Origin of the sequence: Cytobacillus sp. FSL H8-0458, assembly GCF_038002165.1 — a bacterium.
Taxonomy (GTDB): domain Bacteria; phylum Bacillota; class Bacilli; order Bacillales; family Cytobacillaceae; genus Cytobacillus.
Genome location: NZ_JBBOBR010000001.1, coordinates 1,831,860 through 1,851,924, shown reverse-complemented (window position 1 = coordinate 1,851,924; position 20,065 = coordinate 1,831,860). Strand labels below are relative to the sequence as shown.

Genomic DNA, 20,065 nt, shown 5'->3' with positions numbered 1-20,065 from the left:
AATTGCTGTACCAGAGGTTTACATTAATTTCCTTCTAAGTTTTGTCACAACTTTTCACAATTGCTTATGTTAATATCATTTACACAGTGATAACTAAGTTAAATAAGTGTTTCAAGGGTGTGCAAGTTTTCCAGCTATATATTTTTTTTGCATCTTTGTGAAAATACGCACATTATTTGTGAATTATTTAACAATAGTTTTTGTTTAAAGGAGATGAAACATCAGATGAAGAAAATGCTGCTCTCTTTAACAGCTATATTGCCGATGCTTATTCTCAGCGGCTGCAATATGGTTGTGTTTGAACCGCAGGGGCCTGTTGCAAGAAGCATTACCGAATTAATTAACTGGTCCCTGATCTGGATGCTTCTTGTTGTAGTAGTCGTATTTGGATTATTCGGCTACATCGTCTGGAAATATCGTGAGAAACCAGAAAATAAGGATTATGAACCGCCTGAGGAACATGGAAGCACACTCCTTGAAATTATCTGGACCGGGATTCCTATCTTGATTGTCATTGCGTTAACAATCCCGACCGTAAAAACACTTTATGCTCTCGAAGAAGCACCAAAAGGCTATGAAGAAAAAGAGCCAATTACTATACATGTAACATCTGCAGACTGGAAATGGATTTTCAGTTATCCAGAAGAAGGAATTGAGACGGTGAACTATGTCAATATTCCTGAAGATAGGCCTGTACTTTTCAAAATGACTTCAGCAAGCACTATGCAATCTTTCTGGGTGCCTGCACTTGGCGGACAAAAGTACACCATGCCGAAAATGGAAACAGAATTATATCTTGTTGCAGACAACCCTGGATCTTATGAAGGTCAAAATACGAACTTTAACGGCCGCGGCTATGCGGATATGAAATTTGAAGTGCTTGCCCAAACCCAGGAAGATTTTGACCAATGGGTTGAAGATGTGAAGGATACAGCGCCTAAATTGACAGAGAAAGAATATGTAGGGCTGCTGAAGCCTACTCATCTAGGAAGGCTGACCTATTCAAATACTCATTTGGAATGGGTGAATCATGCCGATCCTGACTCTAAGGCATATACAAATCCTGAACTCTACAGAGGCCATGGATATCAGGGCAAGACATTCGAAGAAGACGATAATTATAAAAATGAGAAACCTAATGTAATTGAAGGTCATGGCGAAGATAAGGGCCATGATGACAGTGAAGAAAACCATGGAGGTGACCATCATGGGCATTAAATGGGATGAGTTTTTTATTACGGGAGATCCCCTTATACTAGGTTCCCAGATTGCCATTTTGCTGACAATGATTGGTGCAGTGGCAGGGATTACCTATCTGAAAAAATGGAAATACCTGTGGACAGAATGGCTGACTACAGTTGACCATAAAAAAATTGGTATTATGTATATCATCTCCGCCGTATTGATGTTTTTCCGCGGCGGGATGGACGGGTTGCTGATGAAAGCTCAGACATCACGTCCTGAAATGGAATTCCTGAATTCCCAGCATTACAACGAAATTTTCACAACACACGGTGTGATTATGATTCTATTTATGGCAATGCCGTTTTTGATTGGTTTAATGAACGTTGTCATTCCGCTGCAGATCGGTGCGCGTGATGTTGCCTTCCCTCAGCTGAACGCTCTAAGCTTCTGGCTGTTCTTCAGCGGAGCTATGCTGTTCAATATTTCCTTCGTTATCGGAGGGTCACCTGATGCAGGATGGACTTCCTACTTCCCTCTTGCAGGCAAGGAATTCAGTCCGGGAATCGGTAATAACTATTATGCAGTTGCCCTGCAGATTGCCGGTATCGGTACATTAATGACAGGTATAAACTTTATCGTCACGATTTTGAAAATGAGAACAAAAGGCATGACACTGATGAAAATGCCAATGTTTACGTGGACTACTTTCGTAACATCCATTTTGATTGTGGCGGCTTTCCCTATTTTCACAGTCGCATTGGCATTGATGACGTTTGACCGTCTATATGGAACGCACTTCTTTACCGTATCCGGCGGAGGCATGGATATGCTTTGGGCTAACCTTTTCTGGCTATGGGGCCACCCTGAGGTATATATTGTTGCCCTTCCTGCTTTCGGGATTTTCTCGGAAGTCATTGCAACTTTTTCAAGAAAATCATTGTTTGGATATAAATCGATGGTATTTTCCATCCTTGGAATTGCACTTCTAAGTATGGTTGTATGGGTTCACCATTTCTATACAATGGGTTCAGGACCTGCAGTTAACTCATTCTTCTCCATCACGACGATGGCGATTGCCATACCTACTGGAGTTAAGATGTTCAACTGGCTGTTTACGATGAGGAAAGGCCGCATAAAAATTACGTCTGCGATGCTTTGGGCACTTGCATTCGTTCCTTGCTTTGTCATCGGCGGGGTTACAGGCGTCATGCTGGCAATGGGTGCAGCGGATTATCAGTATCACAATACATTATTCCTGGTTGCCCACTTCCACTATGTATTAATTCCTGGTGTAGTATTTGCGGTATTTGCAGGCCTGTACTACTGGTGGCCAAAAATGTTCGGCTTCATGCTGAATGAAAAACTCGGAAAATGGCATTTCTGGCTTTTCGTTATCGGCTTTAATGTAACATTCATGCCTATGTTCTTCCTTGGATTAAACGGAGCTGTAAGACGTGCATACACATACTCTGCCGAATCAGGCTTTGCACCTTTATTCATGCTGTCGGCCATTGGTTCAATTGTTCTCGCAGCCGGATTCGCTGTTTTCTGCTATAACATTTACTGGAGCATCCGCTATGCGGACAGAAACATCTCAAGCGATCCATGGGATGCAAGAACACTGGAATGGTCTACTGCATCACCTGTTCAATTCTATAACTTTGCGAAGCTGCCTGAAGTGAAATCTCTTGATCCATTCTGGCACATGAAGAAAAAGAATGAAGGCTTAACATTGCATGACAGTGAAATTGAAGAAATTCATATGCCAAGCAACTCATGGCTGCCGATTTATATGGGTGTTATCTTTGGCATCGCAGGTTTCCTACTTGTGTTTGAATGGCACATCGCTGCGGCTGTTGCCGGTATCGGCATATTTGCAGGATTGATTATCCGTTCATTCGATTACAACGAAGGTTTCCATGTTTCAAAAGAAGAAATTCACCGAATTGAAAACGCGTGGAGAAAAACAGAAGGAGAGGTGCACGATCATGTCAGCTAAAGTGGATACGTCTCTGCCGCTTGAATATCAAACTGAGCAGGACCGCATGAATATTCTCGGCTTCTGGGTTTTCCTTGGCGCTGAAATTGTCCTGTTTGCCACTCTGTTCGGAGTATATGGAGTTTTATATGAACGCTTTGCAGGAGGACCAACACATAAAGATATCTTTGTCATCAAGGATGTCATGATTCAGACAGTCCTCCTTCTGACAAGCAGCTTTACAATGGGCATTGCCATTTTTGAAATGCGCCGGCATAACCTTAAAGGGCTAATCACCTGGCTGGTGATTACCCTTGCTCTAGGCGCAGGCTTCCTCTTCATGGAGATTAATGAATTCATCCATTATGCCCATGAAGGTGCAACGATGCAGACAAGTGCATTCCTTTCCAGCTTATTTGTTTTACTGGGGACACACGGAGCTCACGTAACTTTGGGAATCGGCTGGGCAACTATGGTCATCATTCAGCTTCTAAAAAGAGGCCTTACCCCTACTACAGCAAGAAAGACGTTTATTATCGGCCTTTACTGGCACTTCCTTGATGTAGTCTGGATCTTTATCTTCACATTTGTGTATTTGAAAGGACTGGTGGCTTAAATGGAACATCATCAATCAAAAAGCTTCCCGATAAGCCATGTCATTGGATTTGTTGTTTCCCTTGTGCTGACTTTTGCAGCAGCAGGAATTGCTTTAAAAACGAACCTTTCTTTTAAAGTGATCATGTGGATCATCGGCTCACTGGCTGTCGTTCAGGCAGGCATGCAGCTGTTCATGTTCATGCACTTAAGAGAAGGTGAAGACGGCAAGACGAACTTAGTGAATATGATTTATGCCGTATTTATGGTAATTGTTATTGTAGTGGGGTCCATTTGGGTATTAACCTCTGGTCACGCTGCTCATTAAGTACAAAAAAACCGGTCCCCCTCTGGAGGCCGGTTTTATTTGTATTGTCTTATACCCTTGCTTCCCTTTGTCATTTCTTCCATTACATTGATAAAAAATCCGAATCCGAAAAGCAGCATGGAAGAAACCATAATGCTTAAGCCGATGGATAACACATACTCTCCTGTGATACCGCTTACAAAAAAGCTTGAAATAAAAACAATAAAACCTAATATAATGCCTGCAGCTGTAATATTCCTAAAAAAATGCAAGACGCGCTGCTGTTGAAGTGTCATTCTCCCATCTCCTTATACTTAATATTCTAACTATGTTCACAAATTTGTCAAACTTTTTGTCACAAGTTTGTCAAAATTATTTTCGTCAAAAAAAAGCTCTGCAAGCTGCAAAGCGTTTTTCTACTGATATAGCTTTTTAATGTACTCCAAATCTTTCTTCAGACTGCATATTTCCTGCCGGGTCAGCATGAGCGGCATTTGATCGTACAGTGTAATGATTTGTCCTCCCTCATCCTCTTCATGAAGTGATAGATAGTTATACAGAGTTTCACACTGATTTTTGCTGAGGACTGACTGGGTACTGAAACTTTTTACTTTCTGGATTTCAAAGGCACTGGTTTCAGCATCAAATACACCTGTGATAATGTTTCCCTGCAATGTATTGGTCAAAGTCTTCACTCCCCTTTTTGAGTAATATACCCATTTTTCAGGAGCAATTTCCTAAAATATAAAAAAACCTCTTTGAAATATCAAAGAGGCAGCTCTATCAGGAAGCATTCTTGTGAGTTTGAAGACCTTGATCCGATTTTTGAATGATTATTCTAGGTGCCGATGAAATAATTAACACGGCCAGGATCGAGCAGAGAATTGCCCCTCCAAGCATGGTTGCCCCGTTTGCCAGGAAGGAAAAAAGGACCGGTGACATCCCTTTTGGCGCATAGCTTCCGAAGAACAGTACACCTGCTATGAAATGCCAGAAATACCGGGCAAGGCTTCCGGCAAATACGGCTAAGACAACCCATGCCAATGCCTTCTTCTTGTTGCCTGCCCGCAGCTGATTTTGGATGACGCGGTAAAACAAACCGGCAAAACCGATACAGGCAAATGCCACAAAATACTCAATAAATGCCTGAAGCGGAGTAGCAATCCAGGCATCCCCCATGGCAATCTGCAAAATCCCCCATAAGAGGCCAGCAATGAAGCTGACCTTAAAGCCCCGCCTGAAAGCCAGTATGAAAATCGGAATCATCGCGGCAGATATGGAGATGGATGGCGACAGCTTGATGGATGGCAGAAAATCAAGAATGATAGCAAAGGCTGCAAAAAATGAAGCCTCTATCATCGCGGTTAAGCTTAATTTTTTCATAAAAAAATCCCCCTTTAATCGTATGACGATACCCCAAGGGAGAACAAGCAGGCAGAAAAGTACATCTGCCTTTTATTATTCCACATTCCTGCGCTAGCATTAACTAACAGGTTCAAAGGGTCAGAACAGCGGACTGTTCACTCTCAGCGATATGCTCCCCTTGTGGCACGTTATTAAATTATCCGCTTTTAGTATATATGAAATAGGTAAAAGTGAAAAGGGTTCCTGGTGAAAAGTTTTTAAATGTATCTAACGGGTATCCTCCGTGCCTGTCACAATTTTTTCACAAATTAATAGCATCTGAACGCTGTTGTAGCACACATTCTAGTAAAAAAAATTATTTTTCCATAATTTACAACGTTTAAAAAGAGTTAAACCCTTTTATTAACAATTTTAATTCCTTATAATGTAGGTATGTTCAATGAGGAGGGAATTAGTTGAAATCACGTCTCAAGAAGCCTTCGACGATAATTTCTATTGCATTGGTAGTCACGGTGATTTTGGCGGCGGTTATTTGGACCGTACAAGCAGGAAAAAAGGATGTGACAGTCCCGTTTTCTTCTGTGGAAAAAATTATAGCCTCCCAGGATGGAAAGACTGTTGCAGTACAGGAATATAAAAATGGGAAACTTCTAATCACAGCTCCTGATGGCGAGTACATCTCCCATGTGCCTCCCAACAGCGATATGGTTGATAAATTAGTAGAAACCTATAATATACAATATACGTTCGCAGCCACAGGACCTTATACCCCCTGGATTCTCGGCGGTATACTCCTTCTGTTCATAGCCATTGGAATTTACCTGTTTAAGTCAGGAAAAGGCGGAATGGGTGCAACAAATACAATGAAGCAAAGTGTCTCGAAGCCTAAAGCCCTTCCTTCCATTTCACTTGAAGATGTTGGCGGGATTCAGGAGGAAATGAAAGAGGAAATCATGCAGACTCTTTCCATTTTAAAGGAACCTGAGCGCTCCTTAAAAATGGGGATCAAGCCGCCGAAGGGTATTCTTTTATACGGACCTCCCGGAACGGGAAAAACATTGCTGGCTCAGGCAATCGCCAAGGAACTGGGAGCAACTTTCTTTTCTACTAGCGGTTCCGGGTTTAATGAATTATTCGTTGGCGTTGGTGCATCCCGTGTCAGAAACCTTTTCCAGAATGCCAGAAAGCATGCTCCTGCTGTCGTCTTTATTGACGAAGTGGATGCACTTGCAGGACGAAGAAAGCAGCATGGCGGAGAAGAAAGCGAAAAAACGTTAACTGAACTTCTGGTCCAGCTGGACGGCGGACATTCCAATGATGGAATATTATTTATTGCCGCCACCAACCGGAAGGATATGCTCGACGAAGCATTCCTGCGTCCTGGACGGATTGACTTCTCCTTCAACGTCCCTCTTCCAGATACAAGGGGCCGAAGAGAGATAATAAATATTCATACACGAAATAAGTTACTGGCTGAAGATGTTATGACAACTCTTGGCGATCTGGCAGAAAGCACTTCCGGTTTTTCAGGAGCAGACCTCCATTCCCTTTTCGAAACGGCAAGCCGCAGAGCTGTCCGCAACGGCCAGGAAATTATCTCAAAAGAAGATTTGGATTATGCGCTGGACCGCACTATTTTGGGAACCACCACCCGTGCTTTACAGGATGCCGGGACGAAGCAGCGGGTTGCCATTCATGAAGCTGGCCATGCATTAGTGGCTGCCTTAACAAAACCGGGTTCTGTCCGGAAAGCAACCATCATTCCGCGTGGCGAAGCACTTGGATATGTAGCTCCTATTCAAAAAGAACTTCACTTATCGACAACAAGTGAATTGCTTGACCAGGTTGCGATGATTCTCGCTGGCGGAGTATCAGAAAGAATGATTCTTGGCGAGCACAGCATTGGGGTAAGCGGTGATGTTAAACAAGCGAAGCATATCATAGAGCAAATGGTTGATACCGGTTTACTTGATAACGGCTTCGAGCTTACCTTCAACAAAGGACAAAAAGAAGCTAAAATGCAGGATCTATTCCAAAAAGCATTAGAAAGATGCGAATTGATTATCGCAAATCATCAGCCTCAATTTGAGAAATTGGTAGAAGCCCTTCTGGAGAAAGAAACATTGGAAGGCAGTGAAGTACAGGAGATTGCTGGAGAATTGAAGGCAGAATTGGTTATAGCTTGATCGGAACCGGCCACTTTTCAGGGGGCCGGTATTATTTGGTCTTTTATTAGTTTTATATAATAATATTATGTAAACTCATTTTGAAAAGCCTCCATGTTTTATGAAGGCTTTTCCTGCTATCCCCTGCCGGATGCTCTTCCTCTAATAAAGTTAACCACAATGATGATCGCTGCTATTACCAGCAGAATATGAATAATGCCTCCAGCTACTTTAAATATTAATCCGAGAATCCATAATACAAGCAGAATACCTGCTAAGGTCCAAAGCATACAGGTCACCCCTTCCTTTTGATTTATTCCTTACATACCCCTTTAAAGGCATGAATATGCCTTACTTGCTGAAATACTGACATTGTTATGTTTTGCAATGGATTGATATTTTAATCCTGAAAGTTTTTCAAAAGCCATTATTTTTCATCAGCAGTATTTGCATCCTTTCACCATCTTTGCATATACTATATCCACGGCCGCCCACCTCTTCTAAACGCCATCGTTGCGGGACTAACCAGACCGGAATGTGGGCGGCCACCTGTATAGGTGACAGTACCTATACCACCATTAGACCACTTTCACACACCATTAAAGCTGCAAACCGTTCATGGCTTGCAGCTTTTATTTTTTTTATCGCAGCCTAACGGGCAGTAAGACCCCCACAGATTGAAGTTTCACTTTATGGTCCATCGTCAATAAGTTCGTAGCCTGGAATCAATTCTGACAGCGGAACAATTTGGGCTTTCTCTTTATATACAGGTATATACTCTTTTAGCACACTAACCATCTTTGTACCTGTGATGCCGACATGGCCGATTGCGATGATGCGTTCGTTTTTCACAAGTTTTTCAGCAAGTCTGTCTGCCTGTTTTGTGATATGTGCTGTCGTGTAAATATCATCGAAGAAAATATTGTTTTCGACATAAGGGACTCCAATTTCATCTGCCAGCTTGCCGACAACGCTTTTTCCGGTTGTTTTGCTGTCGAGATAAAATAAACCGTGTTCTTTACATACTTCAAGGACAACCCTCATGACCCGTTCATTTTCAGTGGCTCTTGAACCCATATGATGATTCATGCCGACCGCATGGGGCACTTCTTTAATGGCGCTCTCTACTCTGCTGCGGATTTCCTCATCGGTTAAATCTGTTGTGATTGCACCCGGCCCAAGCCAGCTCCGTTTTCCTCTTTTCGGCTCCATCGGCATATGAACGATTACTTCATGCCCATTTTTATTAGCCAGTTCTGCATCTTCTTTTGTCGTTGGCATAAAGGGCATTATGGCAGCCGTCAAGGTCACCGGCAGTTCCATCATTTCTTTTGTTCCCTTCATATTGTTCCCAAGATCGTCAATGACAATGGCCAATTCAGGTTTTTGATAGGCAGCACTTATGGGAGTTGCTATACTTCCGAATGAAAAAATCAATAAAAATATGCTGATGAATCTCTTCATTTTTCCATCCTCCTTTGCGCTAGCATTCCCTGATTTCTTAAAACCGTTCCAATGCAAAAACTGCCAGGATATTAATCCTGGCAGTACCCTATTTCTTATGCATTTTAAATTCAAGGAAAAGCTCATTATAATAAGCGAGCATCCTTTTTCCAAGGTTCTCATAAACCTCCAGCCGGGCTGTCATTTCTTCATCCGGATAAAAACGTTCATCAGAGATTGTTTCTTCGTCCATATATTTCAGCGCCTCTTTATTTGGCGTTGAATACCCCACGTATTCTGTATTCTGCGCTGCATTTTCCGGATCAAGGATGAAATTCATGAACTGATGGGCCGCTTCCGGGTTTTGGGCAGTCTTAGGGATGACCATATTATCAAACCACAAATTGGAGCCTTCTTCCGGAACTACATATTCAAGATTATCCTTCTCCCACATGAGTTCCTGTGCCGTGCCGGACCAGACCACGCCAATGCCGGCTTCATCATTTTCCATCAGCATTCTGATTTCATCACCCACAATGGCTTTAATGTTAGGAGTAAGACGATCGAGTTTTTCTTTAGCTTCGATCAAATGGTCTTTATTTTTGTCATTCAGAGAATAATGCAGACTGTTGAGCCCCATGCCCATTACTTCCCGTGCCCCATCAATCAGCAGGATCTGGTTCTTTAATTCAGGATCCCATAGGTCATTCCAGCTCGTGATTTTTTTATCGCCCAAAATATCGGTGTTATAAAGAATTCCGACTGTGCCCCAGAAATAGGGGATCGAAAACTCATTTTCAGGATCAAAAGGCAGGTCCATAAAACGCGGATCAATATATTTCAGGTTTGGAATTTTAGAATGATCAACCGGCAAAAGCAGGTTTTCCTCTTTCATTTTTTCAATCGCATATTCTGATGGAACTGCAATATCATAGGCTGTGCCGCCCTGTTCAATTTTCGTCATCATCGCTTCATTGGAATCAAATGTTTCATAGATGACTTTAATGCCTGTTTCCTGTTCGAACTTATCCACCAGGTCTGCATCAATATAATCGCCCCAGTTAAAAATGGTCAATGTATTGCCGCTTGTGTAGCCCTGGGAGGAATTCAGTCCGGAAACGATGTACAACAAGGCAAATGAAACGATTAATACGGCGGCGAGCGCCTGAATCAGCTTCTTCATTGCCTTACCCCCATTCCATTCGGTTTCTCATTGCGCTTTGTAATAAAGTAATAGCCTGTAACCAGAATGATGGTAAATAGGAAAAGCAAAGCGGATAAAGCATTAATATTTAGTGAAACTCCCCTTCTTGCCAGTGAATAAATCTCAACAGACAAAGTGGTAAAGCCATTACCTGTAACAAAGAAAGTGACGGCAAAATCATCCAGGGAATAGGTCAGGGCCATGAAAAAGCCTGCGAAAATTCCAGGAGTGATATAAGGGAGTATGACCTTAGTCAGTACATCCAACCTGCTGGCACCAAGATCCATGGCAGCATAAATCATCGAGGTGTTCATCTCTTCAATCTTCGGCAAAACCATCAGGACGACAATCGGAACACTGAAGGCAATGTGTGCCAGTAAAACAGATACAAATCCAAGCTTAAGTCCAATCATCGTAAAGAGAATTAAAAACGACGCGCCAATAATAACATCCGGACTGACAATCAGCACATTATTCAATGACAACAGTGTGTTTTTCACTCTGCGCTTTCGTGCATAAGCAATCGCAAGTGCCCCGGCTACTCCAATGATGGTGGATATCGCTGCAGATAAAAGAGCAATAATAACCGTGTTCAGAACAATGATGAGCAATCGGGTATCCGCAAACAGCTCCCGATACCAATCCAAAGTAAATCCTTCGAACTGATACATGGTCCCTCCGCTGTTGAATGAATAAAAGATCAAATAAAAGATCGGGGCGTACAGGATGATAAAGATAAGAGCCAAATAAACTGCCGGCCATTTCCTGTTATTTTTCATTTATAGGATCCCCCGCTTTCTTCTGCCTGTCAGCACCATAATGAGCACCATGGCAATAATCAGGAAGACGGCAATGGTAGAGCCCATTCCCCAATCCTGTGTCACAAGAAAATGCTGCTCAATGGCGGTTCCAAGAGTGATGACACGGTTTCCTGCAATCAGTCTTGTCAGCATGAATAATGATAAAGCAGGGATAAAGACAATCTGGCATCCTGCTTTCACGCCATCCAGTGTCAACGGAAAGATAACACGCTTGAATGTTACCCAGGAAGAACCGCCCAAATCATTGGAAGCATCCAAAAGCGTCGGATTCAATTCATCCAAAGAATTAAATATCGGCAATATCATAAAAGGAAGAAAAATATAGACCGACACAAAGATAAAGCTGAAATCCGTAAACAGGATTTGCCTTCCGCCAATTCCCATCGCTTCCAGAAAGCTATTAGCAGCGCCATATGTCCCGAAGATGCCAAGGAAAGCATACGCTTTCAAAAGCAGATTAATCCAGGATGGCAGGATGATCAGTAAGAGCCACAACTGCTTATGCTTCGTTTTCGTAAGCAAGTAGGCTGTTGGATATGCGATCAGCAATGAAAATAACGTTATTAAAAAAGCATACCAAAAAGAGCTGAGAGTCATCTTTAAATAAACAGGCGTAAAGAATTTCCGATAATTCTCAAATGTGAAATGCCCTTCAATATCAAAGAACGAATAATATAGGACAAGAAGCAAAGGTGTCACAACAAAGAGGGCAATCCAAAGCACATAAGGAATTAAATAAAAATTGCGGGAATTAGTTCTCATGGCTTCCCTCTTCATAAGCTTCCAGACGCTTATCAAATTCCTCTTCGGTTTCCCCATGCCTCATGACGTGAATGGCTTCAGGGTCGAAATGAAGGCCAATTAGATCTCCAACGGTCGCTTTTTTGGTTGAATGGACGAGCCACTCATTGCCATCGCTGTCATAGCAGCTAATCTCATAATGCACTCCCCTGAAAAGCTGGGAGTCAACTTTAACCTTCAGCTTCCCATCATCCGGGGCTGTAATAGCGAGGTCTTCAGGCCGGATCACGATCTCAACTTCTTCATTCGGCTCAAAGCCTCCGTCAACACACTCAAATAACTTCCCGGCAAACTGTACCTGATAATCCTTGATCATCGTTCCGGCAACAATATTGGATTCCCCAATAAAATCAGCTACAAAGCGATTGATCGGCTCGTCATAAATATCAGTAGGAGTTCCGCTCTGCTCGATGCTTCCGCTGTTAAGCACGAAGATTTCATCTGACATGGCCAGTGCTTCCTCCTGGTCATGTGTAACGAAAATAAATGTGATGCCAAGATTTCTCTGCAGTTCCCTAAGCTCATACTGCATTTCAGTACGCAGCTTCAGGTCAAGTGCGGATAGGGGCTCATCCAGGAGAATGACCTCAGGCTCATTGACAATGGCCCTTGCGATGGCAACACGCTGGCGCTGCCCGCCTGACATTTCTTTAATTTCCCGGTTTTCATAGCCTTCAAGATTTACAAACCTCAGTGCTTCTTTTACTTTCTTCTCGATATCCGCTTTCTTCATTTTTTTGATTTTTAAGCCGAATGCAATGTTTTCATAAACATTCAGATGCGGAAACAGGGCGTAATCCTGAAAAACCGTATTTACTTGTCTTTTGTTGGCGGGAACAAGATTAATGATTTTTCCATTAAAATAAATATCCCCCTCAGAAGGTTCAGTAAAGCCGGCAATCAGCCGCAAAATCGTCGTTTTGCCGCAGCCCGATGGCCCCAACAGGGTATAGAACTTCCCGCGTTCAATTTCGAAGCTGACATTTTTTAAAACAGGTGGGTCATTATCATATCTTTTTGTCACCGAATTAAAACGGATAATGGTGTTATCTGTCATCTAACTCTCCCTATCTATAGAAATTTACAGTATGTATGCCTTGTTAAGTTCAAACGTATAATATCATAAATTGCCCGGAATCTGTCATATATTGCAACTTACATAACAAAAATAACCCCGCATCTTGAATGCGGGATTTCCGGATGCTACACTCCCCGCTTATTGCCCCATACATAGGTATGCAGCTGCGGAAGTACTTTCACATCTTTCAGCTCACTGTCATGAATCGTTTTTTCAATAAGCCAGTCATATTTATCAAGCAGCCTCTGCAGTAAATTCCTGTCGTCTGCTGTTACCGTATCATCATTTCCCACTTGCAGATAAAACGGAACCCCTGGATAGCGCTGATACACGTTTTTGGCATATTCATAATCCGCATCATCAAAAACAACGATCTTCAGAGAGAACTGCTGATCTTCCCTTCTGCAGGCCTGCAGTTTATTCACGATCAGATCGAGCACATCGAAGTCCGTATTCATGCCTGAACTCGGCGGCTTTGGGGACAAGGTCAGTTCATCAATTTCATAAAACCAATCCTGCCAGCGGCTTCCCTGTGTTTCTAGGCAGAGCTTAATACGATCAGCTTTAAGCAGAGAAATTAATTCACCCAAATTTTTCAGAAGAGCCGGATTGCCGCCCGAAATGGTTACGAAAGAAAATCCGTCCCCGCCGAGTTCTTTAAGCTCCTTCCAAATTTCATCCGGTTCCATTTGGCGGATGCTGTCCTTCGCACTTCCATCCCAGGTAAAGGAGGAATCACACCAGCTGCAGGAATAATCACAGCCTGCTGTACGGACGAACATCGTTTTCTGGCCAATCACCATTCCTTCCCCCTGAATGGTCGGCCCGAAGATTTCCAGTACAGGAATCTTACTCAATCTCCATCCACTCCCTTCTTGCTTCAGCATAGCTTGTAGGAGTTTCAAAAAGGCGCACAAATTCAACTCTTGCACCGTCATATTGCTCTATTCTGTTTTGCAGGCTTTCTTGCATTTTTTCATAAATCCAAACAACCATATTCTCGGCTGTCGTATTCATAGGGGGCAGCGTTTCATTCAGATACTTGTGGTCAAGAAATACCTCAATCTCATTTTTCCAGATTTCTTTTATGTCGCCGAAATCAATCATTAACCCTCTGTCATCCACGAATCCGCTTATGCCAAAAATCACCTTATAGGTGTGGCCATGCAGGTTTTTACATTTGCCTTCATAGCAATGCAGATGATGGGCTGAATCAAAAGTGAATTCCTTGCTGACCATTACACGCTTATGGTGGTATTTCAGCTGATCCGGCTTAATGTCTTCATTGATCTTTTGGAGTTTTTCAACAATCCTAAATCCGTACATGGCTTAAAGCTCCCCCTTTTCATTGAGGTATTCTTCAAGGCCCTTTTGTCTTAAATGGCATGCAGGACACTCACCACAGCCATCTGCCGGAATGCCGTTGTAGCATGTCAGCGTATTATTACACACATACTCAAGGGCATCCAAGTCATCTGCCAGCTTCCATGTCTCAGCTTTATTGAGCCACATTAAAGGTGTATGGATTACAAACTGCCCATCCATCGACAGACTCAGTGTGACATTCAGTGATTTTATAAAAATATCCCGGCAATCAGGGTAGCCGCTGAAATCTGTCTCACAAACCCCTGTAATAATATGCCTTGCATTGATTTGACTCGCCAGCACTCCGGCAAAGGACAGAAATAAAAGGTTTCTCCCGGGCACAAATGTGGATGGAAGCCCTCCTTCCTCTCCATCCTTTACTTCTATATCATCACGTGTCAGTGCGTTTGGCGCAAGCTGATTCAAAAGGGACATATCAAGGATATGATGCCTGATTCCCAGATCTTTTGCTATTTGCTGGGCACATTCAATTTCAAGCTTATGCCGCTGATTATAATTAAAAGTGACTGCTTCCACCTCGGCAAAACGTTCCTTTGCCCAGAATAAGCAGGTAGTACTATCCTGGCCGCCGCTGAATACAACGAGCGCTTTATCATTTTTCATTTGAAAATTCTCCTTTAACATAGAAAAACAGGACCACTAAGAAAGCAGACCTGTTTTCCTTAGTTTTTTAAAGAGGGTAGCTAGAACCTCTACCGTGTACACGGATTTTCTATTGAACTATCAGTTTATATTATCATCTTTACAGGAATTTTAGAAGGTGTTACTTATTCTCAAATAAAAAGTTTTATAATTCTAAATCATGCAACATTAATAAACGCTCATCTAATTTTCTGAATCGGCCTCCAGCAGGTCCCAGGCTGTAATGATGCCTTTTGGTTTTTCAGTCGGCTTTCCATTATCAGTAACAATGATTCCTTCAAGCTTTTCATTTTTATTTCTGCATTCCTCAAACATATCCTCCAAATCGAAAATAGAAGTATTCGTGCCGGCAAATGCTATTTGATGCTTGGATTTCTTGTTGAAAAGCTCCTTGATTTTCACCTTTTGCAGCTGGATCGTTTCTTCTGTAAAATGCTCGGCCATCCATTTTACAATATCCGCCGAGGTTAACAGCCAGGAATATTCTTCTTCCCGCGAGTAAATGGGAAACTGGGAATGCGAAAATTTATTGATAATGGCCAGTACATCTGAAAGCTTGCCATCCTCATAAAAATAAAAAACCGGTGTGGCAGCAATCGAAATCGCGGTTTTGGGCTTTTCAAAATGGCCGGCAATCAGTTCAATTTTTTCCACCGTTTCCAGGTGCGGTTCTGCTATATAATAATCCAGATCAATTTTTTCATGAACAATAGCATTCCTCAGTTTGGCAAACTGATGTAAATCATCCTCATATAATCGAATCAGCGAATGGTTTTTCTGTATTTCAATCAGCTTATAAAATCGGTCTGTTCTGGCTTGTTTAGCAGATTGTTTCAAAGCCTTGTGAATACGGTTAAAGGCTGCCTCGAATCTTTCTGATAAGTTCATTTTTATATCTGTACCCACAATAATCTCTCCCTAATTCATAATGTCCCTACTTTATTCCCATATTAGAGGACAAAATAAACTATGAAGATTCTGGCTCGCCTTCCGGCAGAATAATTTGCACAAATAGAATTTTCAATCTATTATATGATATTATATTCTTTAGCTGAAGACATTGCATAAATATATAAGTTTACTAATAAATTTTTTCGTCTTAACGTGAATAAATATAGATTTCCCTTATTTTAGGAAAGAATAATATGTGTATTTCGTCTCGGTGAAAATGAATATTTATTATTATTGAATAATATTTTAGAATCTTCAGTTCCCTACATCATTGTGAAAGCTGGTGAAATCATGGAGTACACTGTACATCCTTTAGGAGACAATGCAGTTCTTATTGAACTTGGGAATGAAATCAGTGAGAATGCCCATCAAAAAGTGCAGACACTGACAGCCTTTCTCGAGAAACATCCTCCAGATTGGATGATAGAATACATACCCGCCTACACAACAGTCACTATTTTTTATAATCCATTTGAGATTTATCAGCTTTCAGATGGAGAGCTTCCATTTGATTTCATATGTTCTCTCATAAAACCGCTTATGGAAGAGTTGGGGGAAAATAAAACAATGGAAGCAAGAATCGTCGAAATCCCGGTTTGCTATGGAGGAGAATTTGGCCCTGATCTTGATTATGTTGCCGAACATAATGGACTTACCCCAGATGAAGTAATAGACATTCACTCTTCAGGCAGCTATCTGGTCTATATGATCGGCTTTGCGCCAGGCTTCCCTTTTATCGGCGGAATGTCAGAACAAATTGCCGCACCAAGACGGGATACACCACGGTTAAAAATTCCCGAGCGTACAGTTGGGATTGCCGGGATGCAGACCGGGATCTATCCCATCGAGACGCCAGGAGGCTGGCAGCTGATCGGGCGTACTCCTGTTAAGCTGTTTCGCCCAATGGATGAATCCCCTACCTTGTTAAAAGCTGGCGATAAAATTAAATTCAGGCCAATCAGTCTGGAAGAATACCATCATTGGGAGGAGACGGATCAATGATTAAAGTATTAAAGCCTGGACTCCTTTCAAGCATTCAGGATCTGGGGAGAACCGGCTATCAGAAGTTTGGCGTCATAGCCAGCGGGGCCATGGATCCTTTTTCCCATCGGATGGCCAATCTGCTGTCCGGAAATGAGGAAAATGATCCTGCATTGGAAATAACGATGATGGGCCCATCCCTGATATTTGAAGAAGACACATTAATTTCAATATGCGGCGGAGACCTTTCCCCTTCGATCAATGGCCAGCCTATTCGGACATGGCGGTCTGTATTTGTGAAAAAAGGCAGCGAACTTAAATTCGGAGGATGCCAAAAAGGGTGCCGGGCCTATCTGGCTGTTTCCGGCGGTTTTGATGTTTCGGAAGTAATGAACAGTAAATCCACCTACCTGCGCGCTGGTATTGGCGGCTTTAAAGGCAGAGCATTAAAGGCTGGGGATGCGCTGGAAACCGGCAAACCTTCCCTCCAGTCTTTGAAAATGAAGGACTATTTATCAAGGCAACTCCTTGATAAAGCTTTTGTTGAAAACGACTGGGGCATTGCTTCAAAACTCATTCCGGAAACTGCAGGGAATCCGGAAATCAGAATCACCAGGGGACGTCAATTTGATTTATTTTCCCATGAAAGCAGGATTCAACTGTTTAATCATGCATTTGAGGTGACAGCACAATCTGACAGGATGGGATACAGATTGAAAGGCCCTGCGCTAGCGCTGTCAGAACATGCTGAACAAATTTCTGAGGCTGTGAATTTTGGTTCCATTCAGGTTCCGCCTGATGGAAATCCGATTGTCCTGCTGGCTGACAGGCAGACAACCGGCGGATATCCGAAAATTGGACAGGTTGCGGCTGTCGATCTTCCCCTTCTGGCGCAGGCTAAACCCGGGGATGCCTTACGGTTTGTGGAAATATCAAATAAAGAGGCGCAACAGTTACTTATAAAGAGAGAAATGAAATTAAAGGAATTAAAACAAGGGATAACTTTAAAAACCAGAGGAGGAAATTAACATGCACATTGTAGACATTAACTGTGATATGGGAGAAAGCTTTGGTTCCTACAAGATGGGACGCGATGAGGAAATCCTGGACCACATCACCTCAGCTAATATCGCCTGCGGCTTCCATGCCGGCGACCCGGCGACCATGCGAAAAACAGTCAGATTGGCGCTTGAGAAAAATGTTGGCCTTGGTGTCCATCCTGGACTCCAGGACCTGCACGGATTCGGCCGCAGGGATATTAGTATTACACCTCAGGAAGCCTATGACCTGGTGGTCTACCAGATTGGCGCATTATATGCTTTTGTTAAATCAGAGGGCGGCAAGCTTCAACATGTAAAACCTCACGGTGCACTGTTCAACATGGCCTCAAAAAGCGCGCCATTATCGGAAGCAATCGCAGAAGCTGTTTACAAAGTGGACCCTGAACTGATTCTGTTCGGTCTCTCAGGGGGCGAATTGGTTAAAGCCGGCAAGAAAATTGGCCTCCGTTCTGCCAATGAAGTATTTTCGGACCGGACCTACCAGGAGGACGGATCGCTTACGTCAAGACGGGAAAGCAATGCACTTATTACAGATCACAGCGCTGCTGCTAATCAGGTAATCCGCATGGTCAAGGAAGGAAAAGTTCATTCTGTACAGGGTACTGATGTTTCCATTGAGGCCAATACAATCTGCATCCACGGTGACGGGGAAAGCGCTCTGGAATTTGCCCAGTACATTCCGAAGGCACTAAATGAAGCTGGAATCCAGGTAGCAAAAATCAGTGAGTTTTTGAAATAAAATTGGTATTGATGGAGATAATGAAAAATTGGTGACTTATCAAGCGCGGATCGCACTTAAGATGGAATAGTGCCGTTCATGCCGGATTAGGCAGCGCAAACTGCACTAATCATCCCTTTCAGCGCGAACAACATAAAAAAATAACCATAAATTGAATTATTGGGGGAAAATGAATGAAAAAGCAATCTAATGCCAGTCTATTGCTTGGTGCTGCTTTCCTTATGGCTACATCTGCCATTGGACCGGGCTTTCTGACTCAGACGACCGTTTTTACAGAAACCCTGCTTGCGAGTTTCGGGTTTGTCATTTTAATTTCTATTATTATCGATATTGGTGCACAGATGAATATCTGGCGAATCATTGCAGTTTCTGAAAAACGGGCCCAGGATATTGCCAACGATGTCCTGCCGGGTCTGGGTTATTTCCTGGCTGCCCTGATTGTCATGGGCGGACTGGCTTTTAATATCGGAAATATTGCGGGTGCCGGGTTAGGTACTAATGTTATATTCGGCATTTCTCCCGAATTCGGTGCTCTTTTAAGCGGAATTCTGGCGATCGGCATTTTTCTTGTAAAAGAAGCCGGAAAATTAATGGACCGCTTCACACAGATTTTAGGATTTGTCATGATTGGGCTGACTCTTTATGTTATGTTCACAGCACAGCCTCCTGTCGGTGAAGCTGTTGTCAAAACGTTTGTTCCAGACAAGATTGATATCCTGGCCATTATTACACTTGTCGGCGGTACGGTCGGCGGCTATATCACTTTTGCTGGCGGCCACCGATTAATTGATGCTGGTGTAAAAGGAAAAGAAGCACTACCGGAAGTCACGAAGAGCTCTGTCAGTGCAATCGGTATCGCATCCATTATGCGCATCTTCCTTTTCCTAGCAGCACTTGGTGTAGTTTCCCAGGGCTTGGCACTTGACCCGTCCAACCCGCCAGCTTCTGTCTTCCAGCTGGCTGCGGGCAATATTGGCTATAAGATGTTTGGAGTCGTTATGTGGGCAGCCGCCATCACTTCTGTAGTCGGTGCAGCCTATACATCAGTTTCATTCATTCGGACATTGAGCCCTGCTGTCGAGAAATATCATAAATGGGTGATTGTCGGTTTTATTGCCGTTTCAACATTTGTCTTTGTTTTAATTGGAAAGCCTGTGAAAATCTTAGTTTTAGTTGGTTCATTAAACGGACTTATCCTGCCAATCGCATTAGGTGTAATGCTGATTGCTGCCTATAAAACCAAAATTGTCGGCGATTATAAACATCCGCTATGGATGACAATTTTCGGCGTCATTATCGTGATTGCCATGTCTTACATGGGGGTTTACTCATTAATCAATGGAATCCCTGAGCTGTTTAAATAA

At 42.8% G+C, this 20,065-nt stretch carries 22 protein-coding genes and 2 riboswitches; of the genes, 9 read left to right on the top strand and 13 right to left on the bottom strand.

What is annotated here, in order from left to right; genetic code table 11:
- Nucleotides 1–225: 225 nt before the first annotated feature.
- From qoxA to qoxD, 4 genes are read left to right on the top strand one after another with little or no spacing between them, the layout of a single operon-like run.
- On the top strand, nucleotides 226–1,218 hold the full coding sequence (gene qoxA, locus NYE23_RS08990) for a cytochrome aa3 quinol oxidase subunit II (RefSeq protein ID WP_095242847.1): 993 nt from the start codon (nucleotides 226–228) through the stop codon (nucleotides 1,216–1,218).
- A complete protein-coding gene (gene qoxB / locus NYE23_RS08985) occupies nucleotides 1,208–3,184 on the top strand; it encodes a cytochrome aa3 quinol oxidase subunit I (protein ID WP_341077209.1) in 1,977 nt (658 codons plus the stop codon). Before qoxA ends, qoxB begins: the two co-directional genes overlap by 11 nt.
- Entirely contained in the window at nucleotides 3,174–3,779 is a 606-nt protein-coding gene (gene qoxC, locus NYE23_RS08980) for a cytochrome aa3 quinol oxidase subunit III (RefSeq protein WP_009334518.1), read from the top strand. The genes qoxB and qoxC overlap by 11 nt, the downstream gene beginning before the upstream one ends.
- Nucleotides 3,780–4,085, top strand: a complete 306-nt coding sequence (gene qoxD, locus NYE23_RS08975) for a cytochrome aa3 quinol oxidase subunit IV (protein ID WP_341077207.1) — start codon at nucleotides 3,780–3,782, stop codon at nucleotides 4,083–4,085.
- A gap of 35 nt (nucleotides 4,086–4,120) precedes the next feature.
- On the opposite strand, the gene NYE23_RS08970 is transcribed toward qoxD, so the two are convergent.
- The 3 genes from NYE23_RS08970 to thiT all read right to left on the bottom strand — a co-directional run bounded on the left by NYE23_RS08970 (nucleotide 4,121) and on the right by thiT (nucleotide 5,447).
- Nucleotides 4,121–4,360, bottom strand: coding sequence for a hypothetical protein (locus NYE23_RS08970; protein ID WP_061791709.1), 240 nt, complete (start codon nucleotides 4,358–4,360; stop codon nucleotides 4,121–4,123).
- 120 nt (nucleotides 4,361–4,480) lie between these two features.
- Nucleotides 4,481–4,759, bottom strand: a complete 279-nt coding sequence (locus tag NYE23_RS08965; protein WP_341077204.1) for a hypothetical protein — start codon at nucleotides 4,757–4,759, stop codon at nucleotides 4,481–4,483.
- 88 nt (nucleotides 4,760–4,847) lie between these two features.
- The gene (thiT, locus tag NYE23_RS08960; RefSeq protein ID WP_341077201.1) at nucleotides 4,848–5,447 is read right to left on the bottom strand and encodes an energy-coupled thiamine transporter ThiT; all 600 of its coding nucleotides are present in this window, start codon (nucleotides 5,445–5,447) and stop codon (nucleotides 4,848–4,850) included.
- Nucleotides 5,448–5,515: 68 nt separating this feature from the next.
- A riboswitch (TPP riboswitch) is annotated at nucleotides 5,516–5,618 on the bottom strand.
- 266 nt (nucleotides 5,619–5,884) lie between these two features.
- Between thiT and NYE23_RS08955 the strand changes: the two genes are divergently transcribed.
- Complete coding sequence (locus tag NYE23_RS08955) at nucleotides 5,885–7,615, top strand: AAA family ATPase (RefSeq protein WP_341077199.1); 1,731 nt, start codon at nucleotides 5,885–5,887, stop codon at nucleotides 7,613–7,615.
- A 116-nt stretch (nucleotides 7,616–7,731) separates the two neighbouring features.
- Here the strand turns inward: NYE23_RS08955 and NYE23_RS08950 are convergent, their stop codons facing one another.
- The 10 genes from NYE23_RS08950 to NYE23_RS08905 form a co-directional block, all read right to left on the bottom strand.
- Entirely contained in the window at nucleotides 7,732–7,884 is a 153-nt protein-coding gene (locus tag NYE23_RS08950; protein ID WP_113880971.1) for a lmo0937 family membrane protein, read from the bottom strand.
- 400 nt (nucleotides 7,885–8,284) lie between these two features.
- Nucleotides 8,285–9,058, bottom strand: coding sequence for a divergent polysaccharide deacetylase family protein (locus NYE23_RS08945; RefSeq protein ID WP_341077196.1), 774 nt, complete (start codon nucleotides 9,056–9,058; stop codon nucleotides 8,285–8,287).
- An 88-nt stretch (nucleotides 9,059–9,146) separates the two neighbouring features.
- Nucleotides 9,147–10,220, bottom strand: coding sequence for an ABC transporter substrate-binding protein (locus tag NYE23_RS08940; protein WP_341077195.1), 1,074 nt, complete (start codon nucleotides 10,218–10,220; stop codon nucleotides 9,147–9,149).
- Nucleotides 10,217–11,020 carry an ABC transporter permease gene (locus tag NYE23_RS08935; RefSeq protein WP_341077194.1) on the bottom strand — a complete coding sequence of 268 codons (804 nt, stop codon included), beginning with the start codon at nucleotides 11,018–11,020 and terminating at the stop codon, nucleotides 10,217–10,219. The genes NYE23_RS08940 and NYE23_RS08935 overlap by 4 nt, the downstream gene beginning before the upstream one ends.
- Entirely contained in the window at nucleotides 11,021–11,824 is an 804-nt protein-coding gene (locus tag NYE23_RS08930; protein ID WP_341077192.1) for an ABC transporter permease, read from the bottom strand.
- Nucleotides 11,814–12,920, bottom strand: coding sequence for an ABC transporter ATP-binding protein (locus tag NYE23_RS08925; RefSeq protein ID WP_341077189.1), 1,107 nt, complete (start codon nucleotides 12,918–12,920; stop codon nucleotides 11,814–11,816). Before NYE23_RS08925 ends, NYE23_RS08930 begins: the two co-directional genes overlap by 11 nt.
- Before the next feature lie 146 nt (nucleotides 12,921–13,066).
- A complete protein-coding gene (gene queE, locus NYE23_RS08920) occupies nucleotides 13,067–13,798 on the bottom strand; it encodes a 7-carboxy-7-deazaguanine synthase QueE (RefSeq protein WP_341077187.1) in 732 nt (243 codons plus the stop codon).
- On the bottom strand, nucleotides 13,791–14,267 hold the full coding sequence (queD, locus tag NYE23_RS08915) for a 6-carboxytetrahydropterin synthase QueD (protein ID WP_341077185.1): 477 nt from the start codon (nucleotides 14,265–14,267) through the stop codon (nucleotides 13,791–13,793). The genes queE and queD overlap by 8 nt, the downstream gene beginning before the upstream one ends.
- A 3-nt stretch (nucleotides 14,268–14,270) precedes the next feature.
- On the bottom strand, nucleotides 14,271–14,930 hold the full coding sequence (gene queC, locus NYE23_RS08910) for a 7-cyano-7-deazaguanine synthase QueC (RefSeq protein ID WP_341077183.1): 660 nt from the start codon (nucleotides 14,928–14,930) through the stop codon (nucleotides 14,271–14,273).
- A gap of 53 nt (nucleotides 14,931–14,983) precedes the next feature.
- A riboswitch (PreQ1 riboswitch) is annotated at nucleotides 14,984–15,026 on the bottom strand.
- A gap of 126 nt (nucleotides 15,027–15,152) precedes the next feature.
- Entirely contained in the window at nucleotides 15,153–15,875 is a 723-nt protein-coding gene (locus NYE23_RS08905; RefSeq protein WP_341077182.1) for a CBS domain-containing protein, read from the bottom strand.
- Nucleotides 15,876–16,211: 336 nt separating this feature from the next.
- Here NYE23_RS08905 and pxpB point away from each other — a divergent pair, with 336 nt between their 5' ends.
- From pxpB to NYE23_RS08885, 4 genes are all read left to right on the top strand, one after another.
- The gene (gene pxpB, locus NYE23_RS08900) at nucleotides 16,212–16,922 is read left to right on the top strand and encodes a 5-oxoprolinase subunit PxpB (protein WP_341077180.1); all 711 of its coding nucleotides are present in this window, start codon (nucleotides 16,212–16,214) and stop codon (nucleotides 16,920–16,922) included.
- Nucleotides 16,919–17,929 carry a 5-oxoprolinase subunit C family protein gene (locus tag NYE23_RS08895; protein ID WP_341077178.1) on the top strand — a complete coding sequence of 337 codons (1,011 nt, stop codon included), beginning with the start codon at nucleotides 16,919–16,921 and terminating at the stop codon, nucleotides 17,927–17,929. Before pxpB ends, NYE23_RS08895 begins: the two co-directional genes overlap by 4 nt.
- A 1-nt stretch (nucleotide 17,930) precedes the next feature.
- Nucleotides 17,931–18,701: a LamB/YcsF family protein gene (locus tag NYE23_RS08890; RefSeq protein WP_341077177.1), complete on the top strand. Its 771-nt coding sequence runs from the start codon at nucleotides 17,931–17,933 to the stop codon at nucleotides 18,699–18,701.
- 173 nt (nucleotides 18,702–18,874) lie between these two features.
- Nucleotides 18,875–20,065 carry an NRAMP family divalent metal transporter gene (locus NYE23_RS08885; protein ID WP_222500373.1) on the top strand — a complete coding sequence of 397 codons (1,191 nt, stop codon included), beginning with the start codon at nucleotides 18,875–18,877 and terminating at the stop codon, nucleotides 20,063–20,065.

What these genes read in the sequence shown, in the direction of transcription:
- queD (WP_341077185.1), bottom strand. Translation starts at nt 14,267, where the DNA reads ATGTACGGATTTAGGATTGTTGAAAAACTCCAAAAGATCAATGAAGAC.
- qoxB (WP_341077209.1), top strand. Translation starts at nt 1,208, where the DNA reads ATGGGCATTAAATGGGATGAGTTTTTTATTACGGGAGATCCCCTTATA.
- queC (WP_341077183.1), bottom strand. Translation starts at nt 14,930, where the DNA reads ATGAAAAATGATAAAGCGCTCGTTGTATTCAGCGGCGGCCAGGATAGT.
- NYE23_RS08890 (WP_341077177.1), top strand. Translation starts at nt 17,931, where the DNA reads ATGCACATTGTAGACATTAACTGTGATATGGGAGAAAGCTTTGGTTCC.
- NYE23_RS08885 (WP_222500373.1), top strand. Translation starts at nt 18,875, where the DNA reads ATGAAAAAGCAATCTAATGCCAGTCTATTGCTTGGTGCTGCTTTCCTT.
- qoxA (WP_095242847.1), top strand. Translation starts at nt 226, where the DNA reads ATGAAGAAAATGCTGCTCTCTTTAACAGCTATATTGCCGATGCTTATT.
- NYE23_RS08945 (WP_341077196.1), bottom strand. Translation starts at nt 9,058, where the DNA reads ATGAAGAGATTCATCAGCATATTTTTATTGATTTTTTCATTCGGAAGT.
- pxpB (WP_341077180.1), top strand. Translation starts at nt 16,212, where the DNA reads ATGGAGTACACTGTACATCCTTTAGGAGACAATGCAGTTCTTATTGAA.
- NYE23_RS08940 (WP_341077195.1), bottom strand. Translation starts at nt 10,220, where the DNA reads ATGAAGAAGCTGATTCAGGCGCTCGCCGCCGTATTAATCGTTTCATTT.
- NYE23_RS08950 (WP_113880971.1), bottom strand. Translation starts at nt 7,884, where the DNA reads ATGCTTTGGACCTTAGCAGGTATTCTGCTTGTATTATGGATTCTCGGA.
- NYE23_RS08970 (WP_061791709.1), bottom strand. Translation starts at nt 4,360, where the DNA reads ATGACACTTCAACAGCAGCGCGTCTTGCATTTTTTTAGGAATATTACA.
- NYE23_RS08925 (WP_341077189.1), bottom strand. Translation starts at nt 12,920, where the DNA reads ATGACAGATAACACCATTATCCGTTTTAATTCGGTGACAAAAAGATAT.
- qoxC (WP_009334518.1), top strand. Translation starts at nt 3,174, where the DNA reads ATGTCAGCTAAAGTGGATACGTCTCTGCCGCTTGAATATCAAACTGAG.
- NYE23_RS08935 (WP_341077194.1), bottom strand. Translation starts at nt 11,020, where the DNA reads ATGAAAAATAACAGGAAATGGCCGGCAGTTTATTTGGCTCTTATCTTT.
- NYE23_RS08930 (WP_341077192.1), bottom strand. Translation starts at nt 11,824, where the DNA reads ATGAGAACTAATTCCCGCAATTTTTATTTAATTCCTTATGTGCTTTGG.
- thiT (WP_341077201.1), bottom strand. Translation starts at nt 5,447, where the DNA reads ATGAAAAAATTAAGCTTAACCGCGATGATAGAGGCTTCATTTTTTGCA.
- qoxD (WP_341077207.1), top strand. Translation starts at nt 3,780, where the DNA reads ATGGAACATCATCAATCAAAAAGCTTCCCGATAAGCCATGTCATTGGA.
- NYE23_RS08895 (WP_341077178.1), top strand. Translation starts at nt 16,919, where the DNA reads ATGATTAAAGTATTAAAGCCTGGACTCCTTTCAAGCATTCAGGATCTG.